The organism is Orlajensenia leifsoniae, from assembly GCF_004570845.1.
Lineage (GTDB): Bacteria > Actinomycetota > Actinomycetes > Actinomycetales > Microbacteriaceae > Orlajensenia > Orlajensenia leifsoniae.
Genome location: NZ_SPQZ01000004.1, coordinates 476,878 through 490,881 on the forward strand (window position 1 = coordinate 476,878; position 14,004 = coordinate 490,881).

At 70.2% G+C, this 14,004-nt stretch carries 11 protein-coding genes and 1 tRNA gene; 11 read left to right on the plus strand and 1 reads right to left on the minus strand.

The features are described 5' to 3' along the window. Window positions 1–24 precede the first annotated feature (24 nt). The 8 genes from E4M00_RS13150 to E4M00_RS13185 all read left to right on the plus strand — a co-directional run bounded on the left by E4M00_RS13150 (window position 25) and on the right by E4M00_RS13185 (window position 8,190). Window positions 25–1,200 (plus strand): DNA polymerase III subunit delta', encoded by a 1,176-nt coding sequence (locus E4M00_RS13150; protein ID WP_135120949.1) that lies wholly within the window; start codon window positions 25–27, stop codon window positions 1,198–1,200. A gap of 11 nt (window positions 1,201–1,211) precedes the next feature. Next, on the plus strand, window positions 1,212–2,780 hold the full coding sequence (locus E4M00_RS13155) for an alpha/beta hydrolase (RefSeq protein WP_135120950.1): 1,569 nt from the start codon (window positions 1,212–1,214) through the stop codon (window positions 2,778–2,780). A 112-nt stretch (window positions 2,781–2,892) separates the two neighbouring features. Next, window positions 2,893–2,968, plus strand: a tRNA-Thr gene (locus tag E4M00_RS13160). Between the two features lie 63 nt (window positions 2,969–3,031). Further along, a complete protein-coding gene (locus tag E4M00_RS13165; protein ID WP_135120951.1) occupies window positions 3,032–4,015 on the plus strand; it encodes a Gfo/Idh/MocA family protein in 984 nt (327 codons plus the stop codon). A 51-nt stretch (window positions 4,016–4,066) separates the two neighbouring features. Continuing rightward, window positions 4,067–5,524 (plus strand): D-alanyl-D-alanine carboxypeptidase/D-alanyl-D-alanine endopeptidase, encoded by a 1,458-nt coding sequence (gene dacB, locus E4M00_RS13170; protein ID WP_135120952.1) that lies wholly within the window; start codon window positions 4,067–4,069, stop codon window positions 5,522–5,524. A 26-nt stretch (window positions 5,525–5,550) separates the two neighbouring features. Next, window positions 5,551–6,729, plus strand: coding sequence for a M20/M25/M40 family metallo-hydrolase (locus E4M00_RS13175; protein WP_135120953.1), 1,179 nt, complete (start codon window positions 5,551–5,553; stop codon window positions 6,727–6,729). Window positions 6,730–6,799: 70 nt separating this feature from the next. Beyond that, window positions 6,800–7,423 (plus strand): isochorismatase family protein, encoded by a 624-nt coding sequence (locus E4M00_RS13180; RefSeq protein WP_135120954.1) that lies wholly within the window; start codon window positions 6,800–6,802, stop codon window positions 7,421–7,423. After that, window positions 7,420–8,190, plus strand: a complete 771-nt coding sequence (locus E4M00_RS13185; protein WP_204773009.1) for an alpha/beta fold hydrolase — start codon at window positions 7,420–7,422, stop codon at window positions 8,188–8,190. Before E4M00_RS13180 ends, E4M00_RS13185 begins: the two co-directional genes overlap by 4 nt. 64 nt (window positions 8,191–8,254) lie before the next feature. On the opposite strand, the gene E4M00_RS13190 is transcribed toward E4M00_RS13185, so the two are convergent. Further along, a complete protein-coding gene (locus E4M00_RS13190) occupies window positions 8,255–8,863 on the minus strand; it encodes a class I SAM-dependent methyltransferase (RefSeq protein ID WP_135120955.1) in 609 nt (202 codons plus the stop codon). A gap of 61 nt (window positions 8,864–8,924) precedes the next feature. On the opposite strand from E4M00_RS13190, the gene hflX reads away from it, so the two are divergent. The 3 genes from hflX to metE all read left to right on the plus strand — a co-directional run bounded on the left by hflX (window position 8,925) and on the right by metE (window position 13,980). Further along, window positions 8,925–10,490 carry a GTPase HflX gene (hflX, locus tag E4M00_RS13195; RefSeq protein ID WP_135120956.1) on the plus strand — a complete coding sequence of 522 codons (1,566 nt, stop codon included), beginning with the start codon at window positions 8,925–8,927 and terminating at the stop codon, window positions 10,488–10,490. Between the two features lie 182 nt (window positions 10,491–10,672). Further along, on the plus strand, window positions 10,673–11,647 hold the full coding sequence (locus E4M00_RS13200) for a methylenetetrahydrofolate reductase (RefSeq protein WP_135120957.1): 975 nt from the start codon (window positions 10,673–10,675) through the stop codon (window positions 11,645–11,647). Next, window positions 11,644–13,980, plus strand: a complete 2,337-nt coding sequence (gene metE, locus E4M00_RS13205; protein WP_135120958.1) for a 5-methyltetrahydropteroyltriglutamate--homocysteine S-methyltransferase — start codon at window positions 11,644–11,646, stop codon at window positions 13,978–13,980. Before E4M00_RS13200 ends, metE begins: the two co-directional genes overlap by 4 nt. Window positions 13,981–14,004 lie beyond the last annotated feature (24 nt).

Genomic DNA, 14,004 nt, shown 5'->3' on the forward strand with positions numbered 1-14,004 from the left:
GGCGGCATCGCCTACTGTTGGAGCATGACGGTGTGGGACGAGCTGACGGGCCAGGCCGACGCCATCGCGGTGTTCCGAGCTGCAGCGGCAGCGGCATCCGCCACACCCACCGAGGGTGCAGCAGAGCAGGCCATGTCGCACGCCTGGCTGATCACGGGTCCGCCCGGATCGGGCCGGTCGAACCTCGCCTACGCCTTCGCGACGGCGCTCATCTCGGGTCACCCCGACGGCGACGACGCGACGGTCGCTCAGGTCGCGGCGCGCAGTCACCCCGACCTCACCGTCCTCAGCACCGAGGGGGTGTCGATCAAGGTCGACGACGTGCGCGCCATCGTGCGGTCGTCGTCGTACTCTCCGTCGGTCGGGCGGCATCGCGTGCTCGTGATCGAGGATGCCGACCGCATGCCCGAGCGCACCTCGAACGTGCTGCTCAAGGCGCTGGAGGAACCGCCCGAGCGCACAGTGTGGATCCTCTGCGCCCCCAGCGAGGCCGACCTCATCCCCACCATCCGCTCCCGCGTCCGCTCCGTGCGCCTCCGGGTTCCGAGCATCGACGACGTGGCCGCGCTGCTCGTCGCACGCGATGGCGTCAGCCCCGAGGTCGCCGAGCGGGCCGCCCGTGAGGCCCAGAGCCACATCGGCATGGCGCGGCGGCTCGCCACGTCGAGTGAGGCCCGCGAACGTCGGGAGGCCACGCTGGTGTCAGCCCTCGGCATCCGCACGGTCTCGGATGCCGTCGCTGCGGCCGCCCGCATGATCGAGATCGCCGGCGACGACGCCAAGGCGATCACGCTCGAGCGCGATGCCGATGAACGCGAGAAAGCCCTCCGCTCTCTCGGCGTCGCCCCGGGCCAGACGCTGCCTCCTGCGCTGCGCGGCCAGATCAAGGCGCTCGAAGACGACCAGAAGCGCCGCGCCACCCGCAGCCTCCGAGACGGCATCGACCGCATTCTCGTCGACTTCTCCTCCCTGCACCGCGACGTGCTGATGCTGCAGCTGAACGGCGACTCCGCCATCATCAATCGCGAGCTGCTGTCCAGGATCGAACGCGCGGCATCCGTGGGCAGTGCTGCCGAGACCCTGCGTTCGCTCGATGCCATCGCCGTCGCCCGCAAGCGCATCGAGGCCAACGTCGCCCCGCTCCTGGCCCTCGAAGCCATGCTCATGACCTTCCGCCGATCCGAGAGAGCCGCCGCGTGATCCGACGACCGATGACCACGACAGCACGACCAGCGCGAACACTGCGAGAGGGGCGCAGCGGCCGCGGCAGGGCCGCCGTCGTCGGCGCCGCGGTCCTCGCGCTCGTTCTGACCGGCTGCGTGCCCTGGGCCGGAGGCGGAGCCGGAACGCACACCTCCACGCCGACCGGGGAGACGGCGCCCGCCGGTCTCGAGTCGTTCTACGGCCAGCAGCTGGAGTGGGAGGACTGCGGCGACGGATTCCAGTGCACGACGGCCGCGGCGCCGCTCGACTACCGGGCGCCGGGCGATGACAGCATCGACCTGGCCCTGGTGCGGCACCCGGCGACCGGAGACCGCCTCGGCTCGCTGCTAGTGAACCCGGGAGGCCCCGGGGGATCCGGCTACGACCTCGTGAAGGACTCCCTCGACTTCGCCGTCAGCGCCGACCTCCAGAAGCACTACGACATCATCGGCTTCGACCCCCGAGGGGTGAGCCGCTCGACGCCGGTGACCTGCTACGGACCCGAGCAGATGGACGCGTACCTCTACGACATCACCCCCGGCGAACGGGGCAGCGATGACTGGCTCGCCGGGAGGACCGCCCGGGGGACGGCCTTCGCCGAGGCCTGCGACTCGAACACGGGAGCCCTCCTCGACAACGTCGACACCGAGAGCGCTGCCCGCGACCTCGACGTGCTGCGCGCGGCACTCGGCGACACCACCCTGAACTACCTCGGTTACTCCTACGGCACCTATCTCGGCGCCGTCTACGCCGGCCTGTTCCCGACGAAGGCCGGCCGCCTCGTGCTCGACGGCGCCATCGATCCGGCTGCCACCAACCTCGACGTGAACATCGAGCAGGCGAAGGGATTCGAGAGCGCCCTGCGGGCCTACCTCACCGACTGCCTCGGCGGAGCCGACTGCCCGTTCGAGGGCACCGTCGACGACGCCATGGGCACGGTCAAGGCGTTGCTCGACTCGGTGGACGCAACTCCCATCCGGGCATCCGATGGCCGCATGCTCGGCGGCGACACCCTCGTCACCGCGATCATCTACCCGCTCTACTCGCAGCAGGGTTGGCCGGCGCTCAGCACCATGTTCGACTCCGTTCTGAGCGGATCCGCCGATCAGGCCATGTCGTTCGCCGACCAGTACAACGGGCGTGACGCATCAGGAACCTACAGCGACAACTCCTCCGAGGCCTTCTATGCCGTCAACTGCATGGATTACGAGTACGTGACGGATGCCGCCACCATGCGCGAACAGGAGCAGGAACTGGATGCCGCAGCCCCGGTCATCGGCGCCTACTTCGGGTTCGGCGACATCACGTGCACGACCTGGCCGTACACCTCGCGTGCGGAACGAGCGACGATTAGCGCCGAGGGCTCGCCGCCCATCGTCGTCATCGGCACGACGAACGACCCGGCGACGCCCTACGTCTGGGCGCAGTCGCTGGCCTCTCAACTCGACGATGGTCGCCTCATCACCTTCAACGGCGAGGGCCACACGGCGTACAACAAGTCGAACTCCTGCGTGAACGACGCAGTCGACACCTTCCTCATCGAGGGAACCGCCCCCACCAGCGACCCCGACTGCTGAGTCATCGGCGCCGGTGGGGCCGCCGTCGTGTTCGTGAACGCCCGCCGGAGACGGTATGCTTTCCTACTGTGCCAAGCGGCATCGTCCCCAGAGGATGATCGCCGAGTGCCACGCCGCCTTAGCTCAGTCGGCAGAGCGTCTCACTCGTAATGAGAAGGTCGTGGGTTCGATTCCCACAGGCGGCCCCATCACAGCCCTCGCATCGCATCCCTCGGATTCGCCGACGCGTCGTCATGCCCTAGCCTCGAAGCATGACTGATGCACTGCGCTGGGGAATCCTCGCCACGGGCGGAATCGCCCACGCCATGGCCAACGACCTCGTCCTGAACGGCTTCACCGTGCAGGCCGTCGGGTCACGCTCGCAGGAGTCGGCGGATGCCTTCGCCGCCGAGTTCGGCATTCCCAACGCCCACCCCAGCTACGCAGCTCTGGTGGCCGACCCCGAGGTCGACGTCATCTACGTGTCGACGCCGCATCCGTTCCACGCCGAGCATGCAACGCTCGCCCTCGAGGCCGGCAAGCACGTGCTCGTGGAGAAGCCGTTCACGCTGAACGCCGCCGAGGCGCGCCAGGTCGTCGACCTCGCCACCGAGAAGGGTCTCGTCGTACTCGAGGCCATGTGGACCCGCTGGCTGCCGCACATGGTCCGCGTGCGCGAGATCATCGCAGCGGGCACCCTCGGAGAGGTGCACACCCTCATCGCCGACCACACCCAGGACCTCCCCGACGACCCCGGCCACCGCCTCAACGCCCTCGAGCTCGGCGGCGGCGCCCTGCTCGACCTCGGCATCTACCCGATCTCCTTCGCGTCCGACCTGTTCGGCACCCCCGAGACGATCCAGGCGTCAGCCACGTTCAAGGACACGGGGGCCGATGCCCAGGTCGCCACGATCTTCCGCTACGCCGGCGGCCAGATCGCCACGACCCTCTCGGCCAGTGACACCCGGGGGCGCAACATCGCCACGATCCTCGGAACCGACGGCCGCATCGACATCGACTCCGTCTGGTACTCGCCGACCTCGTTCCGCGCCTACGACGCCGACGGCGCCGAGATCGAGTCGTTCTCGTCCGATGTGACCGGCCGCGGCATGCAGTTCCAGGCCGCCGAGCTCGAGCGTCTCGTCGCCGCGGGAGCGACCTCCGGCGACATCCTGTCGACCGAGGAGACCGTGGCGGTGCTCGAGACCCTCGACGCGATCCGGGCCCAGATCGGCCTTCGCTACCCGGGCGAGTGATCGGCGCCGTCTTGCGGATTCTCTCAGGCGCGACCGCGTAGGCTGCCGCGAATGACTGAAACGGATGCCCCGAGCACGCCGGCCGCTCCGGCCAGGGGTGGGCTCTTCCGAGCGCACCGCCGCGGCTGGACCATCGCCGGCGGCGCCGTCGCCGTGGCGCTGCTCGCCGGTGCCGCCCTCGCCTCCGGCGCTGCAGCCGGCAGCCCGGCGCCAGCGGCCACCCAGAAGGCAGCGGCATCCGCGACCCCGACGGCCACGCCGACCCCGACTCCCGACCCGCGGGCCACTCCGGCGGCTGCGGTACCCGCGAGCCGGCTGCGCACCTGCTCCGTGACCGATCTGGCCTCCGACGGCCGCCTCGCCTCGATGCAGGCCCAGGTGCTGAACGCCGCGACGGGCGAGGTGCTCTTCGACCGCGGCGGCACCACGCCCTCGCGCGCCGCGAGCGTCATGAAGGTGCTCACCACCGCTGCTGCGCTCAAGGTGCTCGGCCCCGACTACCGGGCGACGACGACAGTGGTGAAGGGCTCGGAGCCGGGCTCCGCCGTGCTGGTCGGCGGCGGTGACCTCACCCTCTCGCGCCTGCCCTCGGGGGAGACGTCGGCGTACGAGGGTGCCGCGCACCTCGACGACCTCGCGAACCAGGTGCGCACCGCATGGGCCGCCGATCCGTCGAACCCGCCCCTGACGAAGCTCATCCTCGACTCCTCTCTGTTCACCGGCCCCGACTGGCAGCCGAGCTGGAACTCCAAGGAGCAGTACGACGGCTACATGTCGCGCGTGACCGCCCTGCAGGTCGACGGCGACCGCGATGACCCGTACAGCAACACCTCGGCTCGCAGCGACGACCCCGTCGGACGCGCCGGACAGGCGTTCGCCGACCAGCTCGGCGGCATCCAGGCCATCGAACTCGGAACGGCGCCGGCCGGCGCTGCTGCGCTCGGCAGCGTGCAGTCGGCCCCGGTGTCGACGCTGGTGCAGCAGTCGCTCATCGTCTCCGACAACACCATCGCCGAGATGCTCGCCCGTCTCACGGCCGTCACCGCGGGAACCGGAAGCGACTTCTCGGCCATTCAGCCGGCCGTCATCGCGGCCCTCGACAGCTATGGCGTCGACACCGCCGGAATCGTCGTCGTCGACGGCTCGGGCCTGTCCGACGACAACGCCATCTCGCCGTCGTACCTCACCCGGCTGTTCGTAAAGATCAATGCGCGGGAAGCGAACCTGGGCGTCATCGCCGACGGACTTCCCGTCGCCGGACGCTCCGGTTCGCTGTCGTACACCGACAGGTTCACCGGCGACGCATCGGTCGCCGACGGCTCGGTGTTCGCCAAGACCGGGTGGATCGACACCGGGTACACCCTCTCCGGCATCATCGCCGCCTCGGACGGGACCCCGCTGACGTTCGCCGTCTACGCCCTCGGCGACGTGAGCGAAGACGCCAAGACCGCCATCGACCTGCTCACGGCGGGCTTCTACAGCTGCGGCGACAACCTCTCCAACAACTGACCGCGTCGAACGATCGGGGCTGATCCGTGGGCGATGACGAACTGATCGACCTCGTGCGGGAGCTCGTCGCGATCCCGTCGGTCAACCCCTCGCTCGGCGACGGAGGCGAAGGCGAAGGCAGCGGCGGTGGCACCGGAGAGGCCGCCGTCGCCCGGTTCGCCGCCGGCTGGCTGGCCGCCCGCGGATTCGAGGTGTGGCTGGCCGGCCGTGACGCGAATCGTCCGAGCGTCCTGGCCGTTGCACCGGGCAGCGGCGACGGGCGCACCCTGCTCATCAACGGACATCTCGACACCGTCGGCGTCGACGCCTTCACGGGCGACCCCTTCGACGCGCGGATATCCGGGGGACGGATGTTCGGCCGCGGCGTGTACGACATGAAGAGCGGCGCAGCGGCGGCGATGATCGCCGCGAGCCGAGCCACTGCGTCGGGGCTGCGAGGCGACGTCGTGCTCACCCTCGTGGCCGACGAGGAGTTCGCGTCGGCGGGCACCGAGGACTCCCTCCTCGCCCTCGCCGAGCGCGGCATCCGTGCCGACGGGGCCATCGTCGGGGAGCCGACGGGCTCCCGACTCACCGTGGCGCACCGCGGCTTCGCGTGGTTCACGCTGGCGATCACCGGCGTTCCCGCCCATGGCTCCCAGCCCGAACTGGGCGTCGACGCCATCGACTACGCCACCGACGTGCTCCTCGCGCTGCGTGCCCTCGACGTCGAGCTCGACGCTCGACCGGCGCATCCGATGCTTCCCCGATCCACAGTGCGCGTCGCGAGGATCGACGCCGGAACCGACGCCGCGACTGTCGCCGCCCGGGCGAGCCTGACCATCGAACGTCGCACCCTTCCCGGCGAGACCCCGGCCGAGGTGCGCCGCGAGCTCGAGGCCGCGATCGCGTCCGTCGCCGCGGCCGACGGCATCCGGTGGGAACTGACCGAGCTGGTGTCTCGGGCGGCGTTCGAGACGCCCACGGATGCCGCGATCCAGCGGGTCGTGAGCGATGCCGTGGCGCACGTGACGGGGTCGCCCGTCGAGCTGCAGGGCGATCCGTGGTGGACTGATGCCGGGCTCCTCGCCGAAGCGGGCATCCCCACGGTGCTGTTCGGCGTCGACGGCAGCGGAGCCCACGCGCCCGATGAATGGGTCGACCTGGCCTCCGTGCAGCGGCTCGCTGCAGTGCTGGAGCGCTCGATCGCCGACTTCTGCTCCTGAGTCGACCGCCCGACGGTGCCTCTCGTCGGCTGTCGCGCGATAATCGAGGGACGAACATCGGGAGGCTGACGTGACACGGGCACTGTTCATCATCGACGTGCAGAACGACTTCACCGAGGGTGGCGCCCTGGGCGTCGAGGGGGGTGCTGCCGTCGCGGCCGGAGTGAGTGCGCTGCTGGAGCGGCATCCCGACGCCTACGACGTCGTGTTCGCCTCACGCGACTGGCACGACGGCGGAAACGACAACGGCGGACATTTCGCGACGGATGCCGCTCCGGATTTCGTCGACACCTGGCCGTCGCACTGCGTCTCGGGAACGGCCGGAGCCGAGTACCACCCCGACCTCGCCACCGACGGAATCGACGTTCACGTGCGCAAGGGGCAGGGCGTTCCCGCGTATTCGATCTTCGAGGGCACGACGGAGCAGGGGGAGACGGTCTCGGAACTGCTGACGGCACGCGGTGTGACCGCCGTCGACGTCGTCGGAATCGCCACGGACTACTGCGTGCGGGCCAGTGCGCTCGACGCCGTCGAGCACGGCCAGCACGTGCGCGTGCTCACAGACCTCGTGGCCGGTGTCGCTCCCGACTCCAGTGCGGCGGCCCTCGCCGAGCTGGCGCACGCCGGCGTCGAGATCACGGCGTCGGAGGCCGCGGTGGGGGAGACGGGCGCACAGGACGCACCCGAGGAGTGACACGCTTCTCCGTGTCGGCTGACGGCACCCGCATCGCCTACGACGTTCATGGTGCGAGCGGTGGCACCGGGATCGCCGCGGTCGCCGGCTCCGGGCAGCCGCCGATCCTCCTGGTGCACGGCTTCGCCTCCGACCCACGCGTCACCTGGGAGGCCACAGGGTGGGTGCGCTTCCTTCAGCGCGCCGGCCGCGAGGTCATCACCGTCGACCTGCGCGGTCACGGACGCAGCGACAGCCCTGCCGACGCCGCCCGCTACACCCCGAACGCGCAGGCCGCCGACCTGCGCGCCGTGCTCGACGCGGCTCACGTCGACCTGGTGGACGTCGTCGCCTACTCGATGGGCACCAGGATCGCCTCGGCGTTCGCCCAGCTCGAGCCGTCCGGCATCCGTCGCCTCGTGCTCGGCGGTACGGGCCCCCTCGAGGTCTTCGCGACCTGGCGGGGTGACGACGTCGAACGGATGCTGCGCACGGCCGACTTCGCCGGCAACCCGATCGCGCAGGCCGTCGTCGGGCCCGCGCTGGCGGCGGGAGCCGACCCCGCCGTGCTGCTGGCCTGCATCCGGGGCATGACCGGTGCCCCGCTCCTGCGACCCGGGGAGATCCCCGTGATGATCGTCGTGGGCGAGCTCGACCCCGTCGGAGCCGGAGCCGCGGAGCTCGCGGCCGAGTGGGGTGCATCGTTCGCATCGATCCCGGGCCGGGATCACATCAACGTCCTCACCGCCCGGGCCTTCAAGGACGCCGCGCTGGCATTCCTCGACTGACCTCACGCCCGCTCGCTGAGGACCGAGCGAGGCGACCGCCCGAAGCGCGCGCGGGGCGAATCGTTCAGCGGTTGTGCGTCGCCTTCAGCACCCTGTATCCCATGCCGACGGCCTCGCGGGCGATGTCCAGGTCGGGGAACTCCTCGGTCATCCACCGGTGCAGCGAGTCGGCTCCGAGGTTCTTCTGCACCACGAGCCAGGCCTCGGAGTCCGCAGCGAGTCGCGGCATCCAGGTCTGGAGCAGGGCATGAAGCTCGGCCTTGCCGATGCGGATGGGCGGGTTTGACCAGATGGTCGAGAACGTCAGCCCGGCGGGAACATCCTCGGGCCGCACGGCGTTGATGTTGGTGACGCCGACGGCAGCGGCGTTCCGACGCACCAGTTCCAGGGCACGATCGTTCACGTCGACAGCCCAGACCGTGGCATCCGGAGCCTCGAGGGCCATCGTCAGCGCGATGGGTCCCCAGCCCGAGCCGATGTCGAGCAGATCACCGTTCTGCGGGGGAGTCGGAACGTTGTCGAGAAGCACGGAAGTGCCATCGTCGATGTGATCGGGGCTGAACACTCCGCCAGCCGTCGTGAGAGTGAACTCCCGCCCGCTCAGCTGCACCGTGATCTGCCTCGGCTTCAGTTCGGTCGACGGGTCATTCGTGAAGTAATGCTCTGAAGCCATGAGAGGGAAACTACCCGACCGGGCTGAGTGAGACCAATGGGGCAACGATAGGATTGACGCAATGACTGAACCCGATACCACGACGCCGGACGACGATGTCGTCGCCCGCGTCCTCGCCAGCGCCGAGCAGCGCGCCGGCTACACCATCTTCGGCGGCTCCGCACAGGCGCTGCAGGACGACGAGGGTCGCGCCCACCGCGTCGACTCAGACGGCGACCAGTTCGACCGTGAAGACCGCCAGGCGCTGCGTCGTGTGGCCGGTCTCTCGACGGAACTCGAAGACGTCACCGAGGTCGAGTACCGCCAGCTGCGCCTCGAGAACGTCGTGCTCATCGGCGTCTACTCGCAGGGCTCGCAGACCGACGCCGAGAACTCCATCCGCGAACTCGCGGCGCTCGCCGAGACCGCCGGCGCGACAGTGCTCGACGGCCTGCTCCAGCGTCGGCCGCACCCCGACCCCAGCACCTACCTCGGCAGCGGCAAGGCCCGCGAGCTAGCCGGCATCGTCGCATCGCTCGGCGCAGACACCGTCATCGCCGACACCGAGCTCGCGCCCAGCCAGCGTCGTGCGCTCGAAGACGTGGTGAAGGTCAAGGTCATCGACCGCACGGCCGTCATCCTCGACATCTTCAGCCAGCACGCCACCAGCCGTGAGGGCAAGGCCCAGGTCGAGCTCGCGCAGCTCGAGTACCTCCTCCCGCGCCTGCGCGGCTGGGGTGAGTCGATGTCCCGCCAGGCTGGTGGCCAGGTCGGTGGCGCCGGAGCCGGCATGGGCTCGCGTGGTCCCGGTGAGACGAAGATCGAGCTCGATCGTCGCCGCATCCACACCCGCATGGCGAAGCTCCGCAAGTCGATCATCGCGATGAAGCCCGCACGCGAGGCCAAGCGGGCGAACCGCAAGCGCAACACGGTGCCATCCGTCGCCATCGCGGGCTACACGAACGCCGGCAAGTCCAGCCTCGTCAACCGCGTCACCAAGGCCGGGCTCCTGGTCGAGAACGCGCTGTTCGCGACCCTCGACGCCACCGTGCGCAGGAACACCACGGAGGACGGTCGGCTCTACACGATCGCCGACACCGTCGGGTTCGTGCGCAACCTGCCGCATCAGCTCGTCGAGGCGTTCCGGTCCACGCTCGAGGAGGTCGCGGACTCCGACCTCATCCTGCACGTGGTCGACGCCTCCCACCCCGACCCGGCCGGCCAGATCCAGACCGTGCGCGACGTCATCGGCGAGGTGGACGCGCGCCACATCCCCGAGCTCGTGGTCTTCAACAAGTCCGACCTGGTGAGCGACGACGACCGCCTCGTCCTGCGCGGCCTCGAGCCCAACGCCGTCTTCGTGTCGGCGCGATCGGGCGAGGGCATCGACGAACTCCTCGTGAAGATCGCCGAGCTGCTGCCCGACCCGAGTGTCGAGGTGGAGCTGCTCATCCCCTATGCGCGCGGCGAGCTGGTGTCCAGCCTGCACGTGCGTGGTCGGGTCCTCGCCACAGAGCACACCGAGCACGGAACGGCCGTGCGCGCCCTCGTGCACCCCGAGTTCGCCGCCCAGCTGGAGGAGTTCCGCGTGCCGGCCGGAGCTCTCACGTCCGAGGCACTCACCTCCGAGGCCCTGCCCGCCGTCTGACGTCACCGCACGTCACACTCTTCCCAGCTGCAACAGCCGCGGCTAGGCTCGCTGCAAACGTGACGCTCGCCTAGGAGAGCGCTGCGAGGAGCGACAGCCGAGCCCGGCACCCGCCCGCGACAGATCCGATTCACCTTCGATGCGCATCCGCTCGCCGAAGGAAGATCCCTTCGTGAGGCAGCATGGCTATCGAACTTCCCCCCACCGACGGCGCGACGCGTCTGCCGGTCTCGTTCGAGCTGTATCCGCCGCGAACGGATGCCGCGGCCATCGCCCTCGGCCGTACGATCGACAGGCTCACCGAGGTCGACCCGGCGTTCATCTCGGTGACCTTCGGCGCCGGTGGGTCGACCCGCGACCGCTCGCTCACAGTGCTCAGCTACATCCTCGAGAACACGAGCGTGCAGCCGATGGCACACCTCACCTGCGTCGGATCCTCGGCCGCCGAGGCCAACAGGCTGGTGCGGCAGTTCCTCGACGCCGGCATCACGAGCTTCCTGGCCCTCCGCGGCGATCCTCCTCTCGACGGCACCCCGCTCTCCGTCGGCGATCTGCAGAGCGCCGCCGAGCTCGTGCAGCTCATCCACCGGGTGCAGCAGGAACGCGAACCCTTCGCCCAGGAGGCCGTGCGCGGGACCCCGGGCGGCACCCGGCTGCGCGCCCGCCCCCGCCCCGAGCGGGTCGCCGTCGCAGCCTTCCCCAACGGTCACGCGACCTCACGCGGTCCGCAGCAGGAGATCGACGCGCTGCTGGCCAAGCAGGCGTCGGGGGCGAACCTCGCCATCACGCAGTTGTTCTACCGGGCGGACGACTACCTCGCCTTCGTCGAGCGCGCCAGGGCGGGCGGCGTGAGCATCGACATCCTTCCCGGGATCATGCCGGCGTCGAGCGCTCCGCGCCTGCGGCGCATCGCCCAGCTCACCGAGGAGGACGCGCCCGACGAGCTGCTCATCGCCCTCGAGATCGAGCCGACCGAGGAGGGGCGCAGCGAGATCGCGACCACCTTCTTCTCGGAGCTCGCGGCGGAGGTCATCGCGGAGGGTGCGCCCGGTCTTCACCTGTACACCCACAACAAGCACACCCCGGTGCTCGACGTCCTCGAGCGCCTCGACCGCCTTCCGCGCGCAGCACACGGACCCATCAAGGAGAACGCATGACGACGCCAGCCTTCCCGACCGGCACCATCCTCGGCTACCCGCGCATCGGTCGCCGTCGCGAGCTCAAGAAGGCCGTCGAGGCGTTCTGGGCCGGGCGCATCGACGCCGTTGAGCTCGAGGCCGCCGCAGCAGCCCTGCGCTCGGCCACGCGTGAGCGACTCGCTCAGCTCGGGCTCGGACGCGCCGACTCGGCCATCCCCGAGTCGTTCTCGTTCTACGACCAGGTTCTGGATGCCGCCGTGGCCGTCGGCGCCATCCCCACGCGCTTCTCCGACCTCGTCGATGCCGACGGTGCCATCGACCTCGCCGGCTACTTCACGCTCGCCCGGGGCGAGGGAGACCGCGCCCCGCTCGAGATGACGAAGTGGTTCGACACCAACTACCACTACCTCGTGCCCGAGATCGGCCCCGATACGGCCTTCTCGCTCGCGAGCGAGAGCATCGTGCGCCAGTTCATCGAGGCGAGGGACGCCGGTTTCATCACCCGCCCCGTCCTCGTCGGCCCCGTCACCTTCCTGCTGCTGTCGAAGGCGGCCACGGAAGCTCCGGCCGGCTTCCAGCCGATCAGCCGGCTGGCCGACCTGCTCCCCGTCTATGGCGAACTCCTGCAGCGGCTGGCGGCCGCCGGAGCGGACTGGGTGCAGCTCGATGAGCCTGGGCTGGTCAACGAGTCCATTCCCGTGGCGCGCGCGACACAGCTCGACGCTCTCGCGCGGGCCTACGAGGTGCTCGGAGCACAGACGTCGCGGCCGGCCATCTTCGTCGCAGCACCGTACGGCAGCCTCGGTGACGCCGTCGACGTGCTGGCGACATCCGCCGTCGAGGCGATCGGATTCGACCTCGTGCGCGGGTCGCTGCCGACCGGACTGACGGATGCCACTCGCACCGGGCTCGCGGGCAAGACCATCGTCGCGGGCGTGGTCGACGGCCACAACATCTGGCGCGGCGACCTCGCCGGCGCTTTCGAGAGTGCTGCGGCGGCCCTCGAACTCTCGCCGTCCGTGGCGGTGTCGACGTCCACCTCGCTGCAGCACGTTCCCCACGACGTCGACGACGAGACGAAGCTCGGCCACCTCCGCGGGTGGCTCGCCTTCGCCGACCAGAAGGTCGAGCAGGTCGCCACGCTGGCCGCCGGCCTGGTCGACGGCCGCCCCGCCATAGCGGACGCGCTGGATGCGGCATCCGTCGCCCTCGCCCAACGCCTCTCCGCTCCCGGGGTGCGTGATGGCGCCGTGCGCGCTCGCGCCGCAGTGCTGTCCGACGCCGACTTCGCACGTGACGACTACGAGGTGCGGGTCGCCGCGCAGCAGGAGGCCCTCGACCTGCCCCCGCTGCCGACGACGACGATCGGTTCGTTCCCGCAGACCGGCGAGATCCGCCGAGCCCGGGCCGCGCTCGGCCGCGGCGAGCTGAGCGAGGCCGACTACGTGGCCGAGATGCGCGGCGAGATCGCCCGCGTCGTCGCGGTGCAGGAGGAGATCGGGCTCGACGTGCTCGTGCACGGCGAGCCGGAGCGCAACGACATGGTGCAGTACTTCGCCGAGAACCTCGACGGCTTCGACGTCACCGAGCACGGCTGGGTGCAGTCCTACGGTTCGCGCTGCACCCGCCCGTCGATCCTCTGGGGCGACGTCTCCCGGCCGAAGCCCATCACGGTCGAGTGGTCGGCCTACACGCAGTCGCTCACGCCGAAGCCGGTGAAGGGGATGCTCACCGGCCCCGTCACGATCCTGGCGTGGTCGTTCGTTCGAGACGACCAGCCGCTGGGCGACACAGCCCGCCAGGTGGCCCTCGCCCTCCGCGACGAGATCGCCGATCTCGAGGCAGCGGGCATCGCCATCGTCCAGGTCGACGAACCTGCCCTGCGCGAACTGCTGCCGCTCGAGCGGGACCGCCAGGCCGACTACCTCGACTGGTCCGTCGGGTCGTTCAGGCTCGCGACCGCCGGCGTCGGCGCCGCCACGCAGATCCACACCCACCTCTGCTACTCGGAGTTCGGGGCGATCATCGACGCCATCCGCGGTCTCGACGCCGACGTGACCAGCATCGAAGCCGCGCGCAGCCGCATGGAGGTGGTCGTCGACCTCGAGGCGAGCGGCTTCGACCACGGCATTGGACCGGGGGTGTACGACATCCACTCTCCCCGGGTTCCGAGCGTCACCGAGCTGACGGAGCTCATCGAGCGCGCACTCGACGGCATCCCGGAGCGCCAGCTCTGGATCAACCCCGACTGCGGGCTCAAGACGCGCGGCTACGACGAGACCGTGGCGTCGCTCCGCAACATGCTCGAGGCCACTCGCGGCGTGCGGGCATCCGTCGTCAGTCCCGTCTAGCGAACGGATGCGACAGGCCCACCT

Excerpts from the sequence above, each read along its gene's own strand:
- E4M00_RS13150 (WP_135120949.1), top strand. The coding sequence starts at position 25 with ATGACGGTGTGGGACGAGCTGACGGGCCAGGCCGACGCCATCGCGGTG.
- E4M00_RS13155 (WP_135120950.1), top strand. The coding sequence starts at position 1,212 with ATGACCACGACAGCACGACCAGCGCGAACACTGCGAGAGGGGCGCAGC.
- E4M00_RS13165 (WP_135120951.1), top strand. The coding sequence starts at position 3,032 with ATGACTGATGCACTGCGCTGGGGAATCCTCGCCACGGGCGGAATCGCC.
- dacB (WP_135120952.1), top strand. The coding sequence starts at position 4,067 with ATGACTGAAACGGATGCCCCGAGCACGCCGGCCGCTCCGGCCAGGGGT.
- E4M00_RS13190 (WP_135120955.1), bottom strand. The coding sequence starts at position 8,863 with ATGGCTTCAGAGCATTACTTCACGAATGACCCGTCGACCGAACTGAAG.
- hflX (WP_135120956.1), top strand. The coding sequence starts at position 8,925 with ATGACTGAACCCGATACCACGACGCCGGACGACGATGTCGTCGCCCGC.
- E4M00_RS13200 (WP_135120957.1), top strand. The coding sequence starts at position 10,673 with ATGGCTATCGAACTTCCCCCCACCGACGGCGCGACGCGTCTGCCGGTC.
- metE (WP_135120958.1), top strand. The coding sequence starts at position 11,644 with ATGACGACGCCAGCCTTCCCGACCGGCACCATCCTCGGCTACCCGCGC.